Here is a 21,259-nt window from a genome sequence, read left to right on the forward strand (position 1 = left end):
CTTACGACACGCCTGAAAGGAATCGATCAATGTCTATTGAGCGCCAGCTACGCACGGGTGGCGATCCCCGTCAGCTCGCTGATTATCGCGTTATCCGAGAAGAACTCGGCAAATTAATCCATCCGGCACGGCCAGAAGTGAACTGGCAAAAGGTCGAACAGCTGTGCCTCAATCTGTTCCAGCAGAACGGAATTGAGCTGCAAACCGCCTCTTGGTACACCCAGGCGCGGGTGCAGTTGGCCGGTTTATCTGGCTTGAACGAAGGCTTGGCTATTCTCGACGCCCTGCTGTGTCATCAATGGTCGGGGCTGTGGCCGCAGGCGGTGCATGCGCGCATTGAGATCCTCAACGGCCTTAACCAGCGGTTGCAACAGGCTCTGCGCTGCATGACCTTGCAATACCACGATTTGCCGCAGATTTATCAGGCTGAAAAGCTGATCAACTCACTTTGCGACCAACTTCAGCGCCTTGAGCTGAAACACCTCAGCCAGTTGCAGGCCTTGAGTCGGCTGCTGCAAAACGCCGCGGTGAGGCTGGAAAACAGTCAGGCCACCAGCGAGAACGCCGTGGTACTTCCTGTGTCACAAGAGAGGATTGAAGCCGAAACGCCAGTCGATCGCGATAGCCGTTGGGTGTATGTGGCTCAGGCCGAACCAGCCGCTGCACGGGTGGTGATTGCCCCTGCGGCGGCTAAACAGCCGGTCGAGTGGAAAGGCTTTGTGTTGGGCGTTTTGGCAACTGTGCTGATTGGCAGCGGCGTCTCGGCGGGGCTCAAGACCTTCAGCCCTTCGCCCGCCAAAGACCGGCTGCAAGCGACTTTGCCCGTTTTGCCTCAGCCAATGAGTTCGCAGGAGCTGGCCGCGCTGAAGCACCAAAACGCCGAGCAGCTCGCTAAAGCCGCACCGAGTTTTATCGCCGCCACCCAGCAGCAGAGCGAACAACTTGCCAGCCTGTCGCCGCGCTGGGCTTTGGATAGCGGCACGCATCTGGTCGCACAGGCACAAGCCCTGTGGCCAGCGGACCCGGCGACCATTGCGCTCTCTCAAGACTGGAGCCGTCAGTTAAATGCCAACGCCGCGCCGCTAGACAGCCTTAACGGCTGGCACTCGGCGAGCGCTCAGCTGCAGCAGTTGGCCGATAAGCTAAATGGTCTGGACGAGCAGCGCGGAAAGTACATGACCGTGTCGCAGCTCAAATCCTCGGTATTCTCCATCCAGCAGGCACTGAACGCCGCGCCGCCGGTGGAAGAATCATTGCGAAAACTGGCCGCAGCCCGCCAACAGAATGACCAAATCTCCCAGCAACTGGTGAAGCAGCTGGATAATCAGTTTGTTCAGTTGCTGAGTCGATATGTGTTGCTGGCGCCGCAGAGTGACAATCCGAAAGCCAACTAAGCCTAATTTGCAGCAACAAAAAAGCCGCCAGACTCTCCGGCGGCTTTGCATTTTTACGTCACAACCAAACTCATTAACCCAAGCTGGCTTGCTCGGCGCGGGTCAGGTCCAAGGGCTGAGACTGCCCCGTCTCGGAAGATTTTACCGCTGCTTCCAACACCGCCATCACGGCCAAGGCTTCAACCGCAGGGACTGGGTTGGCGCGCTCGCCGTTTAAAGCGTCGCGAACTTGCATATAGTACTGGCGCTGATCGCCATTTGGCGTGGCAATAGTGCGCGGTGGGTTAGTGCCCTCGAACAGCACCAAGGCGTCATCATCTTGTCCCCACACATCGCTGCCCGGCACCACGCCCGCTAGCAGCTGCCTCTCCTGACGGTCAGCGTTGGCCTTCACCACACTTCCCTTCTCGCCGTGAACCGCAAAACGCGACGCGCCACCTGCCACCAACATGCTGCAATGCAAAATCACTTTGTGTGACGGGTAGTTCAGCACCACGTGCGCCCAGTCGTTGATTTCGGCATTCGGGCGCAGGGTGGCGATATTGCCCTGCACCGTCTGTGGCAGTCCGAACAGTTGCAGTGCCTGATCAATCAGGTGTGGGCCGATGTCGAACCACAGGCCGCTGCCCGGCACGTTTTGCTCACGCCAGCGCACCCGCACTTCTGGGCGGAAACGGTCAATGTGCGACTCAAAATGCGCCACCTTGCCAATCAGCCCCTGCTCAATGACCTGCTTCACCCCGAGATAATCACTGTCCCAACGGCGATTGTGGAACACCGACAGCAGGCGCTGTTGCTTATCTGCCAACGCGATTAACTCGCGCGCTTCCTGCATATCCAGCGTAAAGGGCTTATCCACTACCACGTGCTTGCCTGCTTCCAGCGCCACTTTTGCCAGCGGTGCGTGAGTGGCGTTAGGTGAGGCGATCACCACCAGATCCACGTCAGGATGGCGAATGGCCTCTTCTGGAGAAGCAATCACCAGCGCCTCTGGCAGGTCCGCGTGGACTTTTTCTGCATCGCGCGACGCCACCACCAGCAGGTTTAAGCCCGGCGTTGCGCCGATCAGCGGCGCATGGAAGGTTTTGCCAACAAAGCCGTAGCCGATTAGCGCGACGTTGAGGCTTTTAGAGGAGGTACGGGTCGTTTCACTCATGGTTTTCTCCTTGCGTCCCCGAGGCGGTGACGCTGACTTTGATCGAATCTTGCTCACCCAGCTCGCCCCACGGGCGGTCGAGGAACAGGCGGTGAATATCAGAAAGCTCAGCCACCAGATGCGGCTCGCAGCGGTTGAGTTTGAGGTGATCGGCGACTAACCAGTGGGCGGCGCTCAGCTTAAGCATGGCGCGTTTCACTTCAGCATCGGCCTCCTGACTGGCACTCAGGCCAAGCTGGGCGTGGATGGCGCAAGCCCCCAGCACGGCGATATCCGCGCGATAGTGCGCCAACATGGCAAGCGTGGCGCTGCCAGCAAACAGTCGCTGTTTGGCATCCCAACTGCCGCCGAGCAGGATCAGCTGGACCTCCGGGCGTTCGCTCAGGCACTGGGCGATATCCAGCGAGGTGGTGATGACGGTCATCGGCCCGCGCAGGGCATCTGCCACCGCCAGTACCGTGCTGCCTGCATCAAGGAAAATCGTGCTGCCAGCGGGGATTTGCGCCGCAACCGCCTGCCCCAGCGTTCGCTTGGTGGTGGCTAACAGATGGCTGCGCCCCTGACGGTTCATGGCCGACAGGTCTAAGGCAATCGCCCCACCGTGGTTTTTCTGCGCCAGCCCCTGACGTTCGAGATCTGCCAAGTCGCGCCGGACGGTATCCGCAGAAACCTGCATCTTTTGCGCTAAATCGGCGACGCTCATTTGCCCCTTTTCACTGAGCAGTTCCAGCAATACCTGCTGGCGAGCCACTTTATGCATTTTCTCTCCACACGCAAATAACAGCATAAAAACGCAATATACTGCAAAAAGTAGCAAGAGTGAATCCGTGTTTTGCCGCAGGGCATAGAAAGTTAAATCGCGCGGGGCTAGGCCAGATACTTGAGCATACAAATGGGCGTTAAAGCAGACACACCGGAGATACATCGCTGGCTTTTAATCAAGGCATGCGCAGAGCAGCGTTACGCCACGGGCGATCCTGCTGCATATCGATCCATCTGACCTTCGAGGAAGAGAGCTATGCCAGACATTGACAACCCCGCCCGCCGCCGCTTTATTCAGACTGCCGCAGCCGGACTTGCCGCCTTCGAACTGGGGCTGACGGCCTTACCAGCCACTGCCAGTTCAAGCCAAGTTGCTGCATTACCCGCAACTTCTGGCAACAAAGTGCTGGGTACTTTTAAAAATATCCAGCAGATCCGCGCCGGAGAGTTAAACATCGGGTATGTCGACCTGGGGCCAAAAAACGGTGAACCGGTGTTGTTGCTGCACGGCTGGCCTTACGATATTTACAGTTTTGTTGATGTCGCGCCGATTCTGGTGTCAGCGGGATACCGCGTGCTGATCCCTTGGCTACGCGGCTACGGCTCGACGCACTTCCTCTCTGAATCCACGCCGCGTAACGGCCAGCAGGCGGTGGTCGCGGTGGATGCCCTTGCGTTTTTAGACGCGCTGGGTCTGGAAAAAGTGGTGGTTGGCGGCTTCGACTGGGGCGCGCGCACGGCGGATATTCTGGCGGCGATTTGGCCCCAGCGCTTTAAGGCCTTGGTGTCGGTAAGTGGTTATTTGATTGGTAGCCAAGCCGCCAACAAGAAGCCGCTGCCTCCTGCTGCTGAGCTGGCGTGGTGGTATCAGTTTTACTTCGCCACCGAGCGCGGTCAGGCGGGATATGCCGCCAACACGGAAGCTTTTGCCAAGCTCATCTGGCATACCGCGTCGCCAAAATGGCAGTTCAGCGACGAGGAGTTCGCGCGTACGGCTCAGGCACTGCACAACCCGGACCACGTCGCGGTGACTATCCACAATTATCGCTGGCGCTTGGGTCTGGCCGAGGGTGAGTCAAAATACAATGATTTGGAGAATCGCCTCGCCGCGTCTCCGCTGATTAAAGTGCCGACCATCACGCTAGAAGGCGACGCCAACGGCGCGCCGCACCCGGCCCCGGAAACTTATGCCAATAAGTTCACGGGTAAGTATCAGCATCGAACCATTAGTGGCGGGATCGGCCACAACCTGCCGCAGGAGGCCCCTGAGGCTTTCGCGCAGGCGATTTTGGATGTGGCGAATTGGTAGAGGTGTGGGGTTTGCTGACGCTGGAACCGCGCTCAATTCGGCAAACCTCACCCCAGCCCTCTCCTTAAAAAGGAGAGGGAGCAACCCCAAATCCTGACTGTACGTGGTTTTAGGTTTTATCCCTCCCCTTTCAGGATGGGAAGTTAGGTGGGGTGTGGGGTTAGCTTTTACTCAGCAACTTCCGGATCGGCAGGCTTGGCTCTTTCTTGATGGTTTGCAGGAACTCCTGCGCGCGCTCGTTCAGTGCATATTCTGCCGTCATGCCGAAATCTTGCACATAGGCCCACTTAGAGAACATCACCGGATCGCTCTCCTTCATAAACCACAGCATCTTAATCGCGGTCACCGCCACGGCGGGGATCTGCGTTACCGTGCCATTCAGCCACTTATTCAGCGTTGATCGCTGTACGCCGAGCAGAATACATAACGCGGGCTGTTCAATCCCTAAACGTGCCACGTAATCCTGAAACTCTTTTGCTTTATCTGCCATATGGTTAGCTCCCATCATATTCGCCTGCCGCATTCTACCCGAATCTTATAGGGTTTTCATAGAGTAGCGAATAGCTACAAATTAAATGTTCCAGTGAAAATTATTCACGTAGCTAATAAAGCTTACATTTCTTGACAATAGTCAATCTTATAGCTGATGGGTGAAGCAAGTCACATTTACCCTGTGTATGCTTCGCCCAAGTTAACCAAATATGAAGCTATAAGTGTTATTTTTTGTATCTATTGGATACTTACTTCAAGGGAGAAATAAAGGCATGTCGCAACAACCTCAAAGCCGCAATGCAGAAATCATCAAAGCTTTCATTGCAGGAAACACCAATAAAGCCGAGCTGGCGCGCTATTTTGGCGTTTCACCCTCAACCATTCGTCGGGTGTTAACTGGGGTTGTGTTAGGCGTGGCAAGCCTCACCGTGGTTCAGTCCGCTGATGCTGCGCTACAGGGCGATGAACTTGCTGCGGCGAATCAGTTTATTTCTGAGCATGGCGATATGCCGCAATATATGCGTAATGCCATCTTAGGTGCTGACAGTCTGGCAACGGTGAACCAACAACTGTTTGGCTCAAGTTATAATAACCAGACTACGCAACAGCTTGTCCGCTTCAATGATCCACAAGAAATTAAACCATTAGTCACAACCAGCACTTTCAGCAGCACTTCTGCTCAACCCGTAGTGTCTAGCTCCGAACCTTCTCAACCTGCTGCCGAACCTGATCCGCAAATTAAGATCAATACCCAAGCGATTCATGATGACCATCAGCTCATCAACAGTCTGGGGACCCAACTCGATAATGAAGATCATCAAGTTTCCAGCAACACTCAACGCATTAGTGATTTAGAATCCCAGCCCCTGCCACACGACGGTATTGACGGCAAAGATGGAGTTGACGGTAAAGACGGTGCTGCCGGAGCCAACGGTCGTGACGGTATCGACGGCAAAGATGGAGCTGACGGCAAAGACGGTGCTGCCGGAGCCAATGGTCATGACGGTATCGACGGCAAAGATGGCGCTGCCGGCACCAATGGCCGGGACGGTATTGACGGCAAAGACGGTGCTGCCGGGATCAATGGCCTAGACGGTATTGACGGCAAAGACGGTGCGACAGGCGCTGATGGACGCGACGGTGTCGATGGAAAAGATGGAGTTAACGGTAAAGACGGTGCTACCGGGGCCAATGGCCATGACGGCATCAACGGCAAAGATGGAGCTGACGGCAAAGACGGTGCTACTGGCCCTACTGGTGCTACTGGTGCTACTGGCGCAGATGGTCACGACGGTACCGACGGCAAAGATGGCAAAGACGCTGATATGACTCAGGTTCACAAAGCCGTTAAGAATTCAGAAGTTGCCTTATCCTCTGCTTCATCTGCCACCTCAACTGCCGTTGATGCGCAGAAAACGGCTGAAGGCATTGCCAAGCAGCAGGCCATTATTTCGGGCGATCGCTACCAATCGATGTTACATGCCAGAGCGCATTCGGAAATGACTGCTGAAGTCACAGCGCAAGAACAACAGACCCAGCAACAAATTAAAGCGACAGAGGCGAAGAGTCGGCAAGCCGCCCAACAGCAACAGCGCCGCTCCAACTACTACGACCAGCAGATCACCGCGCTGAACAGTCAGGCGGAGGAGAATCACGCGGAAGTCTTGTCGGAATCCCACGCGCGTGCGGCGGGAGATCAGCAGACGTTGCAGCAGTCGCAGAACTACACCAATCAGAAATTCTCCGACCTGAAATCTCAGGTGGACGATAATAAGAAGCAGGCCAATGCCGGTATTGCTGGCGTGGCGGCGATGGCGAACATCCCGCAGGTGTCGCAAAACGCGACCTTCTCGGTGGGTGCCGGTGCGGGTGAATATGCCTCGGAAGCTGGGATAGCCGTGGGCTTCTCGGCTCGCATCAACCATAACTGGGTGACCAAGGCGACTATCGCCGGTACCACCTCCAATGACCCGGTGATTGGCGCAGGTTTTTCTGCCGAGTGGTAAGAGTGAGATTCAACGGGCGGGGTTAACGCCTCGCCACGATTAAGCAGTTGAAAAGAGAAATAATGATGATGAAAGCGATGAGTTTAGTGTTGGTGGCGATGGCGGCGGCGGGTTGCAGCTCCTCGGCGTCGCGCATGGCGGATTGTCAGGCGCAGGGTATCTCGAAAGATGCCTGTTATATTGCCGAGCAAAACCGTCAGGCCAGCATCAACAGTGCGGCTGAGAACGCCGCGCTGCGCAATGCCGCCGCGCAGTATGCGCAGGCCGCGCCGAAATATAAGAAAGTCACCGCGCGAATCGACGGGATCGACATCAAAATCTATCCCGCCGACAAGCAGGGTTACATTGAATCCACGGCTGCCGCGCTGATTGAAGAAAACGCCGATGCTCAGGTTTACCAGAAAGGCATTTTTACCGCGATTTGGTACAAGAGAACTCACCAAGTAGCGCTGATGCGCGACGGCAAGTTTGTGGCGAAAACCAAGATTTGACCACCAGCGGATGCCTTGGCCTCGAGACATCCGCCAGCCTCATGCTGCTATTTCACCAGACTAAACAGGTCGTTAAGCGCCTCACTCATCGACGGATGCGTAAAGATCTGATCGCGCAGTTGGGTGTAAGGCAAACCGGCGTCCATCACGGTTTTCACCGTATTGATCATCTCGTGGGAATCCACCGCCAGCAGCGCGACCCCGAGGATCTGTCCGGTTTTGTTCTCCACCACCGCTTTCAGCACTCCCTGCGTCTCATTCATCACTCGCGCTCGAGTGATGGCCGCCACCGGCAGGCTGACCACTTGAAAATCAGCGCCCTGCTCCCGCGCCTGCTCTTCGGTGATACCCACCCGTGAAAGCGTTGGCGTCATAAAGACCGAGTAAGGCACCTGTTTGCGGTCCGCCGTACTGCGCAGCCCCGCGCCAAGCAGTTGGTCGCGAACGATGCGGAAATCGTCCAGCGAAATATAGGTAAACTGCGGGCCGCCGTTGACATCCCCCAGCGCCCAAATGTGCGCAACACTGGTATGCAGGAAGCTGTCGACCACCACCGCGCCGCGCTCATTAACCTTCACGCCCGCCTTGTCCAGTTGCAGTCCTTGGGTGTTCGGCGCACGGCCGGAGGCCATCAGTAACGCGTCAAAGTGAGCCTCGCCCTGCGGCAGATGAACCGCCACACCGCCCTGGCTTGGAGAGACTTTCTGCACTTTGGCGTTCAGCACTAACTCCACGCCCTGCTGTTGCAAAATCGCCAGCACCGCGTCGGCAATGTCTTTATCTTCCCGAGGCAAGAAGCGCGAAGCCGCCTCGTAAATGGTCACCTTGCTGCCGAATTTGGCAAACATCGAAGCGAATTCCACCCCGATATAGCCGCCGCCCAAGATGCCCAACTTAGCAGGCAGAGTCTCAAGATCCAGCAGCCCGGTGCTATCGAATACCCCCGGCGTGCTGGTGATGCCGTCAATGTTCGGCACCTGCGAACGCGCGCCGGTATTAATGAAGATCTTCTCGCCACGCAGGCTCAGTTCGCCATTCGGCGTAACAACCCGCAGGGTGTGGCTGTCGACAAACTCGGCGCGACCGTCAATCACCTCAACATTCAGCAGATCCGCCAGATTGTGATAGTTCTTATCACGCAGGAAGCCCACCACGTCTGACTTGCGGCGCATCGCGGCGGCAAATTCGTGATGCTGCTGGGCGTCGTGAACCAGCGCTTTAGTCGGAATACAGCCGATATTGATGCAAGTGCCGCCGTACATGCTGGTCGACTGCTCAATCAGCGCCACGCTCCACCCCGCCTTGGCCAGCGTCGCCGCCAGCGTTTTTCCGCCCTTGCCAAAACCAATGACCACTGCCTGATACTGTTTCATAGCGCACCCTCTCACTTAAACTGCTCTAAACGCCGAACGGTGACTTGTGATGATTTCCACAAGCACCCTCTATGCTGGCTATTTTAGGTGAACCGGCTGTGATAACGTCTTTCCTATACGCTAGAAATACTGTTCAGGAGTCTAATTTGGATGCACTAAGCCGTTTAATTACGCTCAATCAGCCTGCGGGCGCGATTGACCGACACTGCTTTTTGCAAGGTGACTGGCAGCTGCCCCACGCGGCGGGTGACCTGTGCGTGATTCGCTGGCACGCGGTACTGGACGGCGCAGCGTGGTTGGATCTGCCTTCCGGCGAGTCCCAGCGGTTAGCCACTGGCGGCCTGCTGCTGCTGACCCAAAACTCGGCCCACCGCCTGCGCCAGCAGGAGAGCCAGCCTAGCCATATTTTGTGCGGCAGCATTCGCATGCCAGCGGCCAGCCGACACTTTCTCGATGCCCTGCCAGAGATGCTGTATATCGAGCCTGAGCGGCACTCGCCGCAGGGCGCGTGGTTACACTCTACGCTGACACTGCTGCAACAGGAGGAGGAAGATATTCAGCCCGGCGGCGCGGCGCTGCTCGACCAGTCCTGCTCCATGCTGCTGACGCTGGCCGTGCGCCAGTGGATGCAAAGCGCGCCTTTGGAGCAAGGTCTGTTAGGCGCGTTGCTACACGCCAGATTGGGTAACGCGGTGGCGAAAATGATGGCGTCCCCGGCCGAGCCGTGGACCGTGGCGTCGCTGGCGGCGCTGGCATTAATGTCGCGTGCCAGCTTCGCCGAGCTGTTCCGGCAGGTGGCGGGGAATACGCCGCTGGCGCTGCTGGCCACCTTGCGGATGCAAATTGCCGCGCAGCGGCTGGCCCGCGAACTGACACCACTGACGGTGATTGCCGAACAGGTCGGCTACGCCAGTGAGTCCTCTTTTCACAAAGCTTTTGCCCGCCAGTTTGGCTGTACGCCGGGGGAATATCGCCAACGAGTGCGCGGGCTGGAAGCTTAGGCAGGATTAGTCCAAATCCGCCCCATTGCTGGCAATCACCTTCTTATACCAATAGAAGGATTTTTTGCGCGTGCGCGCCAGCGTGCCCTGCCCGGCGTCGTCGCGGTCGACATAGATAAAGCCGTAGCGTTTGCTCATCTCGCCGGTCGACGCCGACACCAAATCAATGCAGCCCCACGAGGTGTAGCCCATCACCGGAATGCCGTCGGCAATGGCTTCGCCCATGGCTTTGATGTGCTCGCGCAGGTAGCTGATGCGGTAATCGTCGTTGATCTCCCCCTGCGCGTTGACCACGTCCTTGGCCCCTAAGCCGTTTTCCACCAAGAACAGCGGCTTCTGGTAGCGGTCATACATCATGTTCATGGTGATGCGCAGGCCCAAGGGATCAATGCCCCAGCCCCATTCGCTGCTTTCGATATAGGGGTTGTTCAAGGATTTGACGATGTTGGCCGCGCTGCTGTTGTTCTCATTCATCTCTGCCGAGGCGCAGCGCGAGGCGTAATAGCTGAAGGAGACAAAATCCACGGTGTTTTTGAGAATGTCGTCATCGCCCGGCTCGGTCTGGATCTCAATGCCCTGCTCTTTAAACTGGCGGCGGGTGTAAGACGGGTAAGCGCCGCGCGCCTGTACATCAATAAAGAACAGGTTTTCACGGTCTTTTTGCAGTGCCGCCCACACGTCTTCTGGCTTACAGGTTCGCGGGTAGAAGTTCCCCCCGGCCAGCATGCAGCCCACTTGGTTGTGCGGGTTAATTTCATGGGCAATTTTGGTGGCAAGCGCGCTGGCGAGAAGCTCGTGGTGCGCCGCCTGATACTTCACCTGTTGCTTATTTTCTCCCTCTTCGAAGGCCAATCCCGCGCCGGAAAACGGGCTGTGCAGCAGAATATTGATCTCATTGAAGGTCAGCCAATACTTCACCAACCCGTCGAAAGCTTCAAAGCAGCTGCGGGCGTAGCGGGTGAAAAATTCCACCATTTTGCGGTTGCGCCATGAGCCATATTCGGTGACCAGATGCATCGGCACGTCGAAGTGGCATAGGGTAACCAGCGGCTCAATATTGTGCTTTTTGCATTCGGCAAACAGGTCGCGATAGAAGGCGATGCCCTCGGCGTTAGGCGTCAACTCGTCGCCCTGCGGATAGAGGCGGCTCCAGGCAATCGAGGTGCGAAACACGCTAAAACCCATCTCGGCCATCAGCGCGATATCCTCTTTATAGCGGTGATAGAAGTCGATGGCCTGATGGCTCGGGTAAAACTCATCGTCGCGCAGCGTGAAGCGTTTCTCTAACCCGGTTTTCACCGCCAGACGATGCTCGCCGTGGGGCAAGGTGTCTACCGTCGCCAGCCCTTTTCCCCCTTGGTTTACGCCGCCCTCGGCCTGATTGGCGGCAATCGCGCCGCCCCATAAGAAACCGTCGGGAAATGTGGTTGTCTGCATCAGAGGTCCTCTCTTGTTACTCAAATCAATGATTTTTTAGTGGCGTCAGCGGGTTGCTTTCTGGCTGAGTTGTTTCACTTTTTGGCTGCTCGACAGGGATATCCTCAAAGCCGAGCAGCAAGGTGGTAATAAAGGAGATCACCACCGCCAGCACCATCACGGCGAACACCCAGACGATGCTCATCGGGTTAGCCGGGTCGAAGAACTGCACGCTGGTGAACAGCCCCGGCGAAGCCATCGAGTGGCTGGCAAGGCCGCCAATCCCGGCAATACCGCCACAGATAAAGCCGCTAATCAGGCAGGCAATCAGCGGGCGTTTCAGGCGTAGCGCCACGCCATACAGCGCGGGTTCGGAGATCCCGGCGACAATCGCCGACGCGGCCGCCGCCAGCGCGGTTTGGCGTAATTCCGGGTTTTTGGTACGCCACGCCACAGCCAGCGATGAGCCGCCGAGCGACAAATTGGCACCGATTTCCGAAGGCATCACCATCGCCTCTTTGCCAGTTTCCGCAATGGTTTGAATAATGGTCGGAGTGAACACGCGGTGCATGCCGGTCATCACTAGCAGTGGCCAGATAGCTCCCATGATGGCCACCGAGAGCCAGCCGAGATAGCTATGAACGGTGTAAACCAGCGCGGAAATACCGCTGCCAATCCAGATACCCAGCGGGCCAATCAGCATGATGGCGATCGGCGCGGCGATCAGCACAATCAGCATCGGCTTGAGGAAGTTTTTGGTCACCGCTGGGGTGATTTTGTCCACCCAACGCTCAATGTAAGAGAGCAACCAAGTCATGCACAGCGCGGGGATCACGGTATAAGTGTATTTCACCGCCGTCACCGAGAAGCCGATAAACTCCACCGGCTGGCCTTGCGCGGCTTTCGCCATCAGGTCGATAAAGTTCGGGTGAACCAGCACCCCGGCGATAGCAATCGCCAGCGACATGTTGGTTTTGAATTTGATGGCCGCCGAGGCCGCCACCATCACCGGCAGGAAGAAGAAGGCGCCGTCGCCAATCACGTTGAGGATAATCAGCGTCGACGAGCCTTTGTCGAAGACGCCAGTCATGTCCAAAATCATCGCCAACAGCTTGACCATCGATCCACCGATGATCGCCGGGATCAGCGGCGACATGGTGCCAATCAGTGCGTCAAGAATGCCTGCGCCAATACGCCTCAGCGTCAGGCGCTGCTTCACCGGCTGCGCGGGCTGCCCCGTCGCGCTTTGCGGCAGCAGTTTCACCACTTCGGCATAAGCCTGTGAGACGGTATTGCCAATAATCACCTGACACTGCTGGTCATTGCTGACCACGCCCATCACGCCGCTGATGGCTTTCAGCCGCGGCAAATCCACGACGTTGTTGTCCACCAGCGTGAAGCGCAGCCGGGTCATACAGTGAGTCACAGCCGCCACGTTGCCGACGCCGCCAATGGCATCGACTATCGAGTGCGCTACTGCCGCATAATTTTTTGACATGAGTGGTAATTCCCTCGTGAAAACGCATTATTTTTTTAAATTCATTGCGTTACGAACTAATGTAGGGATGAAGCTCAGCGTTCCGTGATGAGTTTCATGAAATAGGTAACCGGTTCCACATAAGAGTGTTCATATGCGAGAATGAGTTCAAGAGTTTGGATTGCAGAATTTTTGATTTGTGATCTTGATCGGTTTGGGCAACTCGTGCCGCACAAGCCATGCCTAAGGGCGCGAGCAGCGTGTAGAATGAAAATAATTTTCAAGGATTCAGGAACACCCGATGTCTACGATGAAAGAAGTGGCGATGAAGGCAGGTGTCTCAAAAGCCACCGTGTCACGGCTGTTGTCAGGGAAAGGGTATGTCAGCGAGGCCACCAAGGTGGCGGTCTATCAGGCTATCGAAGAGGCGGGGTATCGGCCCAATTTGCTGGCGCGCAATCTAGCGACCAATAAGTCACAGTGCATTGGCTTAGTCGCCACCAACACCCTGTATAACGGCAGCTACTTCAATGAGTTGCTGTCTCAGGCAGCCAAAAAGCTCGAGGACAACGGGCGGCAGCTGATTCTGGTCGACGGCAAACACAGCGCCGAAGAGGAGCAGCAGGCGATCCAGTTCCTGCTCGACTTGCGTTGCGACGCGGTGATTGTCTACCCACGATTCCTGACCGTGGATGCCATGGACAGCATCATCAGCCAGCACAAGCAGCCGATTATGGTGGTGAACCGCAAGCTGCGCAGCCACCAGAGTCACGGCATTTTTTGCGACCACAAAGGCTCAAGCTTTCAGGCCACCCGGCATCTGCTGACCCAAGGGCATCGCGACATTGCGTTTATCACCGGCTCCCTCGACTCCCCTACCGCCATTGAGCGTCTTTCGGGTTATAAAGCCGCGCTCGAGGCGCAGGGTTTGCCGATTCGTGAACAATTGATTATCAAAGGGAAATGGACCCCGGCCAGCGGCGCGGCGGCGGTTGAATCCCTGCTGGCGGCCAACACGCCGTTTAGCGCGATTCTGGCCAGTAACGATGATATGGCGATTGGTGCGATGAAAGTCCTGCACGCCGCCAAGCTTAGCGTGCCGGAAGATGTCTCGCTGATTGGCTTCGACAACATCCCCACCGCCCCCTTCTTGCAGCCCGCGCTGTCGAGCGTTAAAGACCCGGTCAGCGGAATGGTAAACGAAGTGATCAATCGCCTGATTTCGATGCTCGACGGCGGCTATCTGTCGCAGAACAATGCTTTCTCCTCAGAGCTGATCCTCAGAGACTCCGTCGCCCCCGGCCCCTATTTCGGGCAATAAAAAATCCGCGACCAGCGCGGATTTTCTGTTTTTCAAGACACCAAACCCATCCTCTAAATCATTCGTGTTGCAGGAAGGCGGCAAACTTAGGCTCCCGATGAGCTTACACAGGTAAGTGATTCGGGAGACTGAGCGCAGCCAACGCCCCTGCGGCGCGAAGGATGACGAGGATATTAGAGGACGCCTTGGGCGAGCATCGCATCTGCCACCTTTACAAATCCAGCAATATTCGCGCCGTGCACATAATGCGTCTGCTTGCCCTCGCCGCCGTGCTCGACGCAGGCTGCGTGGATATCCCGCATGATGTGCTGGAGTCGCGCGTCCACCTTCTCGGCATTCCAACTCAGACGCGCCGCATTCTGCGCCATCTCCAAGCCTGACGTTGCCACGCCACCGGCGTTGGCCGCCTTACCCGGTGCGAACAGCACGCCCGCGGCGAGGAAGGCGTCGGTGGCCTGAATGGTGGTCGGCATGTTGGCCCCTTCCGCCACGGCTTTAACGCCGTTAGCGATAAGCTGGTGCGCGGCGTCAATGTCCAACTCGTTTTGCGTGGCGCAAGGCAGCGCAATGTCCACCGGCACGTTCCACGGCTGCTGGTCGGCCAAGAAGTCCAGACCGCGCTCGCGGGCGTACTCTTCAACTCGGCCATAGCGTGAGTTTTTAATCTCGGCCAAGTGCGCCAGTTTATCCGGCGTAAAGCCCGCTTCGTCCACCACCGTGCCGCCCGAGTCGGAGGCGGTGATCACCCGCGCGCCCAGCTCCATGGCTTTTTCAATGGCGTACTGCGCCACGTTGCCCGCACCCGAGACCGCCACTTTGCTGTCGGCAAAGCCCAAACCGTGGCGTTTTAGCATCGCCTCGGTGAAGTAAACCAGCCCGTAGCCCGTGGCTTCAGGGCGGATCAGGCTACCGCCGAACGACAAGCCTTTGCCGGTAAACACGCAGGCGGTGTTATTGGAAAGCTTCTTCATCATGCCGGACATAAAGGCCACTTCGCGCCCGCCCACGCCGATATCTCCAGCCGGAACGTCAGTATCCGGCCCCAGATGGCGATACAGCTCGGTCATCAGTGCCTGACAAAAACGCATGATTTCAGTTTTGCTTTTGCCTTTCGGATTAAAGTCAGAGCCGCCCTTGCCGCCGCCCATCGGCAGCGTGGTCAGGGCATTTTTGAAGGTCTGCTCGAAGCCGAGGAACTTCAAAATCGACAGATTGACCGACGGGTGGAAGCGCATCCCGCCCTTGTACGGGCCAATCGCCGAGTTGAACTGCACCCGCCAAGCGCGGTTTACCTGCACCGTGCCGCTGTCATCAATCCAAGCGACGCGGAACTGGATCACCCGTTCAGGTTCAACCAGACGTTCGAGCAGGCTCTGTTCAAGATAATGAGGATTTTGTTGGAGAAAAGGCCACAGCGAGGTGAAGACCTCGCGCACGGCTTGTAGGTACTCAGGTTGGTGGGCATCGCGTTGTTGTAACTGTTCTAAAAACGACTCCAGAGAAGTTAAACCATTCATCAGTAATTCCTTTTTTTCTAAAAACTTCCCCTGACAATTTTTTGTTCAAGCTTATTATGAAAACCGCCGGGGCCGATGTTGTGCTTGATGAATATAACATTGGTTCATATTCAGACTTCAAGGCGGATGGCCAAAAAGAGTGCAAAATTACCCTAAAGTTTCCGCGCCATTGGCCGATAACTCCCAGTTGTCACATCGATTGAACATTAAAAATTTTGCTTAAGTCCGATCTTTTTACTGTATCTGCTTGAAAACAGACTAGTTACTGCCAGCACAAGGCGAACTAGGAATATTCTTATGATACCGTCTACCCTACACATCACAGCAAAAATGCGTCGGGACAGACGCAACTTACAGCCGGCCTATCGTTTAGGAGGAACCTGAACCGTAGCGGCACGCTATCAGGCAAATAAGATGAACGAAGATTCTGATGTAATGTATCGGTTGCTGGTTCAAAGCGTTGAAGACTACGCCATTTATATGCTGACCCCTGAGGGTATCGTCGCGAATTGGAATGCCGGTGCGCAACGCGCCAAGGGCTATACGCGCGACGAAATTGTCGGCAAACACTTCTCCTGTTTCTATATCTCTGAAGACCGCGACAGCGGCTGGCCCGCCCACGGGCTGGAAACCGCACGCCGCACCGGCCGCTATGAGTCCGAAGGCTGGCGACAACGCAAAGATGGCTCGCGATTCTGGGCGCACGTCATCATTGAAGCGGTGCGCGAGTCCGGCACGTTATTAGGCTTTGCCAAAGTCACCCGCGATGTCAGCGAACGCCGCCTCTACGAGCAAGAGTTGCTGGCGGCGAAAGAAGTTGCCGAAGCCAGCAATGAGAAAATGACCGCCCTGTCGCAGTTCCTCGACACGGTGATTGCCAATATTCCCTCGTCGGTGATTGTAGAAAATGCCGTCTCGCGGGAGATCTTGCTGGTCAACCGTCAGGCCGAGCTGCTGCTGGGCAAGCCGCGCGACCAGCTGATTGGCAAACGCCCGCAGGATTGCCTCAACCGCGGCATCAGCGACTACCTGAATAAGCAGTCGGATGAGTGCCTGCGCTCGGAAGGCTTGCACAAAAGCGAGCAGCAGCTGGCGACGCCGATTGGCGAACGCACGCTGCAAACCACCGCCTCGATGATTAACGGCAGCGATTCGCAAACCAGCTATGTGCTGATGATTGCCGATGACGTTACCGACCAGCACGCCGCTAACGCCCGCATTCACCACATGGCGCACCATGACAACCTGACCAGCCTGCCCAACCGCGTGCTGTTTAGCCAGCGCCTGAACGAAGCCTTGCAGCTGTCGAAAATCACTCATCGCCTGACCGCCACGCTCTGTCTGGACTTGGACAACTTCAAGAATGTGAATGACGCCCTCGGCCACCAGATTGGTGACGAGCTGCTGCGCGGCATCGCCAAACGCCTGCGCTTTGTGCTGCGCGAGCGCGATACGCTGGCGCGCGTCGGCGGCGATGAGTTCGCCATCGTGCTGCCAAGCCTACCTTACATAGACAAGGCGTATCAGATTGCCCAGCGGCTGATTGAAGCCGTGAAGCCGCCCATCACCATTGAAGGCCACTCGCTGACCGTCGGCCTGAGCGTTGGGATAGCCATCGCCGAAAACAGCGACGACACCCCGGAGCACCTGCTGCGCTGCGCCGATATGGCGCTGTACGAAGCCAAACGCAACGGCCGCAATCGCTATGAAATGTTCCGCGAAGAGATGGACGAGGCGGCGCGCAAACGTCGCGATATCGAGCTGGATCTGCGCTATGCCATCACCAGCAAGCAGCTGAAGCTTTACTACCAGCCAATCACCGACAGCGCCCACGACGCGGTAATTGGTTATGAAGCCCTGATGCGCTGGAATCACCCGACTAACGGGCTGATCATGCCGATGGACTTCATCCCGATCGCCGAAGAGACCGGGCTGATCCACAGTATTGGCGCTTATGCCCTGCACGAAGCCTGCCACGAAGCGGCCAGTTGGGTCGGCAATCAGACCATCGCGGTTAACCTCTCGCCGGTGCAGTTCAAAAATAGCTCGCTGATTTCAGTGATTGAGTCGGCGCTGAGTGAGTCCGGGCTGGCGCCAAATCGGCTGGAGGTCGAAATCACCGAATCGGTGCTGCTCGACAATAACAACGCTAACGTGGCCACGCTGGGTCGCCTGAAAGAGCTGGGTGTGCGCATTGCGCTGGATGATTTCGGCACCGGTTATTCGTCGCTGAGCTACCTGCGCTCGTTCCCGTTCGACAAAATCAAAATCGACAAGTCGTTTATCAACGATATGCAGGACAGCCGCGAAGCGCTGGCGATCATCCGCGCCATAACGGGCATGAGCCGCAGTCTGGATATCCAAACTACCGCCGAAGGGGTGGAAACGCCGGAGCAGTTCCGCCGCCTGAAAGAAGAGGGTTGCTCGCTGTTCCAGGGCTACTACTTTGGCCGCCCGCAGCCGTCTGAGTCACGTTTGACCGGTTTCTCCACCGTCGCCGCCCCGCTGTAACTGCTGAAAAATCAATGCCGACCGGGCGTGTTTCTGCGCCCGGTCACATCCCCGCTGCAAACCGCGCTCAAATGCCAATACAAATAGAAATCATTATTATTTCACTTTATTATTCGTTACCCTGTTTCTATTAGCTTGGTTTATCAATCTCTCTGACAGCGACGATGCAAACAATTCTTGATAGTTTCCGCGATGGCCCGATTAGCTGGGTCGCCGACAGTTTTAAGCCAATGACGCCGCTGGTGACTAATGCCCTGCCGATGTCGCTGCTGACCACCGCCGACGGCTGCGCCAGCGTGCTCGAGCGTTATTTAGCGCTGCACGCCGAAGACGCCAGCCACGTGGAAAAACGCCGCGCGCGCATCTCAATGTGGTCCCAGTGGTACTTCGCCAACCTGCTGCCGAGCTGGGTGATCGTCTCCCTCAGCCACGGCTGGCAGCTGCCTATCGCCGCCGACAATGTCTATCTCGCCCTGCAAGATGAAGGTTTGCCGCACCAGATCTATCTTGATGGCCCCGGCGCGGCCTTTACTTCGCCGCAGCCGATGGACCGTTTCGAAGAGATGATTGAGCAGCATCTGCGCCCGGTGTGTCACGCCATGGCGGAGATTTCCGGCCTGAAACCTGGGATTTACTGGAGTAACGCGGGGATTCGCGTCGGCTGGGGAATTAAGCAGGCGGAGCTGGTTGACGCGGATATTTCCGACGGTATGGCGCTGCTCAACGCTCGCGAGCTGCCCGACGGCGGCAAGAACCCACTTTTCCAGCCGATGCGCCCGGAAAATCCGCTGGATGAAAACAGCCCGCAGTTCCGTCGCCAATGCTGCTTGCGCTATGAATTGGCCGACCACGCCATGTGCCCTTCCTGCCCATTATTGCTAGCAGAACGCAAATCTGGAAAAAAACGCAAAAGTCCGGCCTGAGAATTGCTTACGATTCCAGCACATACAAAAGCGCCTAAGCTTAGCGTAAAAAATCATTGGATCTTAAACTGAGAAAATTATAAGAATTGAGTTATAAGCCCCGCCAATCAGACAACTGACTGATGACGGGGATAGACCAACGAGCTTTTCATTGAGAGAAACCATCATGAATAAGAAATCGCTGGCCTCAGATGTGCTCGGCACACTGGCGCAACCCGTTAGCCGTGTTTGGAATATGTTAACTGGCAAGCAAGAGCCACTCAGAGCAAGGATTGTTCACCGTTACGCCGTACCTTCGTCGCGCACTATCAGTGTTGCAGAAGGCTTCTTTGGGTTCATTCCCATCGAATCCTACGAGAACGAAAGATACATTCTGGAAGTGGCTTACGCCGACCAGCAGTATCAGGTAGAAGTCCCGCGTAACTATTATCAGAAAAGTAATATTGGCGACGGTATTGATATCCACACGCTGTAACCCTGAAACTGACTGATAACCCTTTGATGTGAAAAAGGCTACTCCTGCGGGATGTAGCCTTTTTTATTGCTTGAATGCCTGTAAGCCTTATTGCTTGGCTAAATCAGGCTGCGCCCCAGACTGTCCACTCGCTCAATTGCCGCCTTCATGGCAGCAAAATCTACTTCAAACGGCATGTTCGCCATGTCAGGCGCGGTCAGGCTGTGGTCAATAATGCTGGCAAGATCCTGCTCGGTAAGTTCAGCGGAGAGGTGCGCCAGCTGAGTCGGGATAGCGCTGGCCCGCGCCAGTGCCAGCGCGGCTTGCAGCTCATCATCACTGCGATTTTCCAGCGCCAACAGGCATAGGTTGCCGAAGCCAACCAGCAAACCATGCGGGAAATGCCGCGTTTTGCTGCATACCGTGAAACCTTCATATAAGGCGTGAGCCGCACCGGTATGCGCGCCATTGCTCATAATCGAGGTCAAACCGGCATACAGGAAGATGGCGTCCAGCACCTGTTCCAGCGCGTTATTGGCTTTGCCCTGCTCCACCGCCAGACAGGCGTCAGCGGCAAAATGTTCAATTTGAGTGAAGCACAGCGCGCTGTTGGTCCGCGCCACGCCCGCCAGCCCGGTAAGGTTGTGTTCGTCGCTGATGGCGCGGTATTCATACCATTTCGCCAAGGTGTCACCGATCCCGGCCGCTAGCCAGTTGAGGGGTGCCTGTGCCAGTAAATCGGCATCAATCACCGCCGCCGCTGGGCCATAGTTCAATGGCAGCATGTCGCGAAAACGCCCGTCCTGATGGTAACGGAACGCCAGCGACGTCACCGCCGCGCAGGTACCGGGAATGCTCGGCAGGGTCACCACCGGCAAGTTACAGGCCACACCCGCCGCCTTGGCGGTGTCCAGCGCGCGCCCTCCGCCGGTGGCGATAATCACCTCGACACCCTGCACCCGAAACGCCTCCGCCAGCCGCGAGATCTCCTCCTGACAGCACTCGCCGCTCAGTACCTCATGCCCGAGATAGCTGACCATCTGCTGCTCAAGTTGGTCAATCACGCTCGCCTCAACGCTGGCAATCGCCCGCTTGCCGCCTACCAACAGCGCCCGCTGCCCCAGACGGCCACACATCGACCCTAAATGTTTTATCGCCCCGCGACCGCGCAGCACGCTAGCGGGGAATACCAAGCGATGAGTAAACATTTTGACCTTTTGGAATCGCAATAATGTTAATGGAAGGGTAGTCGTTGGCGGGGGATTTTGCTGGTAAAAGGTTGGGTTGCGACCAAAATTGGCTTTCTTAAGGTCAAGGTCAAGGTCGTGGGCGTCGGCCCACACCGACCAAGGGAGGCGTAAACGCGCCTCCCTTGGAACCCTGCGTTTTTTTCGCTGTAAGATCGAGGCTGCGCAGGGTTGGAATGGACGTGTTTCAGGCACCTAAGTGACAGCCGCGAAATGCCGCCGCTTAGGCGGTTCCCTCAGTTCGGGTTCGAGCCATAGGTCTCGAACCATTCATTCGGCGTCACTTCTGAATGCGACTTAGTGGCATTTAAATCATGCCGTTCCAGTTGTTTTGGTTTTATCCCTCCCCTTTCAGGAGGGGAGGCTAGGTGGGGTGTGGGGTTGGCTGCATTGAGCGCTGAATTAAACC

Annotated in this window: 17 protein-coding genes; 9 read left to right on the top strand and 8 right to left on the bottom strand. The window is 56.6% G+C overall.

Annotation, left to right across the window (positions count from 1 at the left end):
* Positions 1–29: 29 nt before the first annotated feature.
* Complete coding sequence (locus GEAM_RS09470; RefSeq protein WP_034790882.1) at positions 30–1,394, top strand: VasL domain-containing protein; 1,365 nt, start codon at positions 30–32, stop codon at positions 1,392–1,394.
* 73 nt (positions 1,395–1,467) lie between these two features.
* Here the strand turns inward: GEAM_RS09470 and GEAM_RS09475 are convergent, their stop codons facing one another.
* On the bottom strand, positions 1,468–2,550 hold the full coding sequence (locus tag GEAM_RS09475) for an oxidoreductase (protein WP_034790883.1): 1,083 nt from the start codon (positions 2,548–2,550) through the stop codon (positions 1,468–1,470).
* Positions 2,543–3,310 (bottom strand): DeoR/GlpR family DNA-binding transcription regulator, encoded by a 768-nt coding sequence (locus GEAM_RS09480; RefSeq protein WP_034790884.1) that lies wholly within the window; start codon positions 3,308–3,310, stop codon positions 2,543–2,545. Before GEAM_RS09480 ends, GEAM_RS09475 begins: the two co-directional genes overlap by 8 nt.
* Before the next feature lie 258 nt (positions 3,311–3,568).
* Here GEAM_RS09480 and GEAM_RS09485 point away from each other — a divergent pair, with 258 nt between their 5' ends.
* A complete protein-coding gene (locus GEAM_RS09485; protein WP_034790886.1) occupies positions 3,569–4,621 on the top strand; it encodes an alpha/beta fold hydrolase in 1,053 nt (350 codons plus the stop codon).
* Between the two features lie 160 nt (positions 4,622–4,781).
* On the opposite strand, the gene GEAM_RS09490 is transcribed toward GEAM_RS09485, so the two are convergent.
* On the bottom strand, positions 4,782–5,111 hold the full coding sequence (locus tag GEAM_RS09490) for a helix-turn-helix domain-containing protein (RefSeq protein WP_034790907.1): 330 nt from the start codon (positions 5,109–5,111) through the stop codon (positions 4,782–4,784).
* A gap of 274 nt (positions 5,112–5,385) precedes the next feature.
* Here GEAM_RS09490 and GEAM_RS23365 point away from each other — a divergent pair, with 274 nt between their 5' ends.
* A complete protein-coding gene (locus GEAM_RS23365) occupies positions 5,386–7,119 on the top strand; it encodes a YadA-like family protein (protein WP_051899464.1) in 1,734 nt (577 codons plus the stop codon).
* Between the two features lie 68 nt (positions 7,120–7,187).
* Positions 7,188–7,610, top strand: coding sequence for a hypothetical protein (locus GEAM_RS09505; protein ID WP_034790913.1), 423 nt, complete (start codon positions 7,188–7,190; stop codon positions 7,608–7,610).
* A gap of 47 nt (positions 7,611–7,657) precedes the next feature.
* Here GEAM_RS09505 and rclA read toward each other — a convergent pair whose 3' ends face one another.
* Complete coding sequence (rclA, locus tag GEAM_RS09510; RefSeq protein WP_034790887.1) at positions 7,658–8,983, bottom strand: reactive chlorine resistance oxidoreductase RclA; 1,326 nt, start codon at positions 8,981–8,983, stop codon at positions 7,658–7,660.
* A 146-nt stretch (positions 8,984–9,129) separates the two neighbouring features.
* On the opposite strand from rclA, the gene rclR reads away from it, so the two are divergent.
* A complete protein-coding gene (gene rclR, locus GEAM_RS09515; RefSeq protein ID WP_034790889.1) occupies positions 9,130–9,984 on the top strand; it encodes a reactive chlorine-specific transcriptional regulator RclR in 855 nt (284 codons plus the stop codon).
* Positions 9,985–9,990: 6 nt separating this feature from the next.
* Here rclR and GEAM_RS09520 read toward each other — a convergent pair whose 3' ends face one another.
* Both GEAM_RS09520 and ascF read right to left on the bottom strand, forming a co-directional pair.
* Positions 9,991–11,421: a 6-phospho-beta-glucosidase gene (locus GEAM_RS09520; protein WP_034790890.1), complete on the bottom strand. Its 1,431-nt coding sequence runs from the start codon at positions 11,419–11,421 to the stop codon at positions 9,991–9,993.
* 25 nt (positions 11,422–11,446) lie between these two features.
* Complete coding sequence (gene ascF, locus GEAM_RS09525; protein WP_034790891.1) at positions 11,447–12,898, bottom strand: PTS cellobiose/arbutin/salicin transporter subunit IIBC; 1,452 nt, start codon at positions 12,896–12,898, stop codon at positions 11,447–11,449.
* 280 nt (positions 12,899–13,178) lie between these two features.
* Between ascF and GEAM_RS09530 the strand changes: the two genes are divergently transcribed.
* Positions 13,179–14,198, top strand: coding sequence for a LacI family DNA-binding transcriptional regulator (locus GEAM_RS09530; protein ID WP_034790892.1), 1,020 nt, complete (start codon positions 13,179–13,181; stop codon positions 14,196–14,198).
* A 173-nt stretch (positions 14,199–14,371) separates the two neighbouring features.
* Here GEAM_RS09530 and gdhA read toward each other — a convergent pair whose 3' ends face one another.
* Positions 14,372–15,715 carry an NADP-specific glutamate dehydrogenase gene (gene gdhA / locus GEAM_RS09535; protein WP_034790893.1) on the bottom strand — a complete coding sequence of 448 codons (1,344 nt, stop codon included), beginning with the start codon at positions 15,713–15,715 and terminating at the stop codon, positions 14,372–14,374.
* A gap of 414 nt (positions 15,716–16,129) precedes the next feature.
* Here gdhA and GEAM_RS09540 point away from each other — a divergent pair, with 414 nt between their 5' ends.
* The 3 genes from GEAM_RS09540 (at position 16,130) to GEAM_RS09550 (ending at position 19,624) form a co-directional block, all read left to right on the top strand.
* Positions 16,130–18,226, top strand: coding sequence for a sensor domain-containing protein (locus GEAM_RS09540; RefSeq protein ID WP_034790894.1), 2,097 nt, complete (start codon positions 16,130–16,132; stop codon positions 18,224–18,226).
* Between the two features lie 164 nt (positions 18,227–18,390).
* A complete protein-coding gene (fhuF, locus tag GEAM_RS09545) occupies positions 18,391–19,149 on the top strand; it encodes a siderophore-iron reductase FhuF (RefSeq protein WP_034790895.1) in 759 nt (252 codons plus the stop codon).
* Between the two features lie 166 nt (positions 19,150–19,315).
* Positions 19,316–19,624, top strand: a complete 309-nt coding sequence (locus GEAM_RS09550) for a hypothetical protein (RefSeq protein ID WP_034790896.1) — start codon at positions 19,316–19,318, stop codon at positions 19,622–19,624.
* 98 nt (positions 19,625–19,722) lie between these two features.
* Here GEAM_RS09550 and GEAM_RS09555 read toward each other — a convergent pair whose 3' ends face one another.
* On the bottom strand, positions 19,723–20,811 hold the full coding sequence (locus GEAM_RS09555) for an iron-containing alcohol dehydrogenase family protein (protein ID WP_034790897.1): 1,089 nt from the start codon (positions 20,809–20,811) through the stop codon (positions 19,723–19,725).
* Between the last annotated feature and the right edge of the window lie 448 nt (positions 20,812–21,259).

This window comes from Ewingella americana ATCC 33852, assembly GCF_000735345.1.
GTDB lineage: Bacteria > Pseudomonadota > Gammaproteobacteria > Enterobacterales > Enterobacteriaceae > Ewingella > Ewingella americana.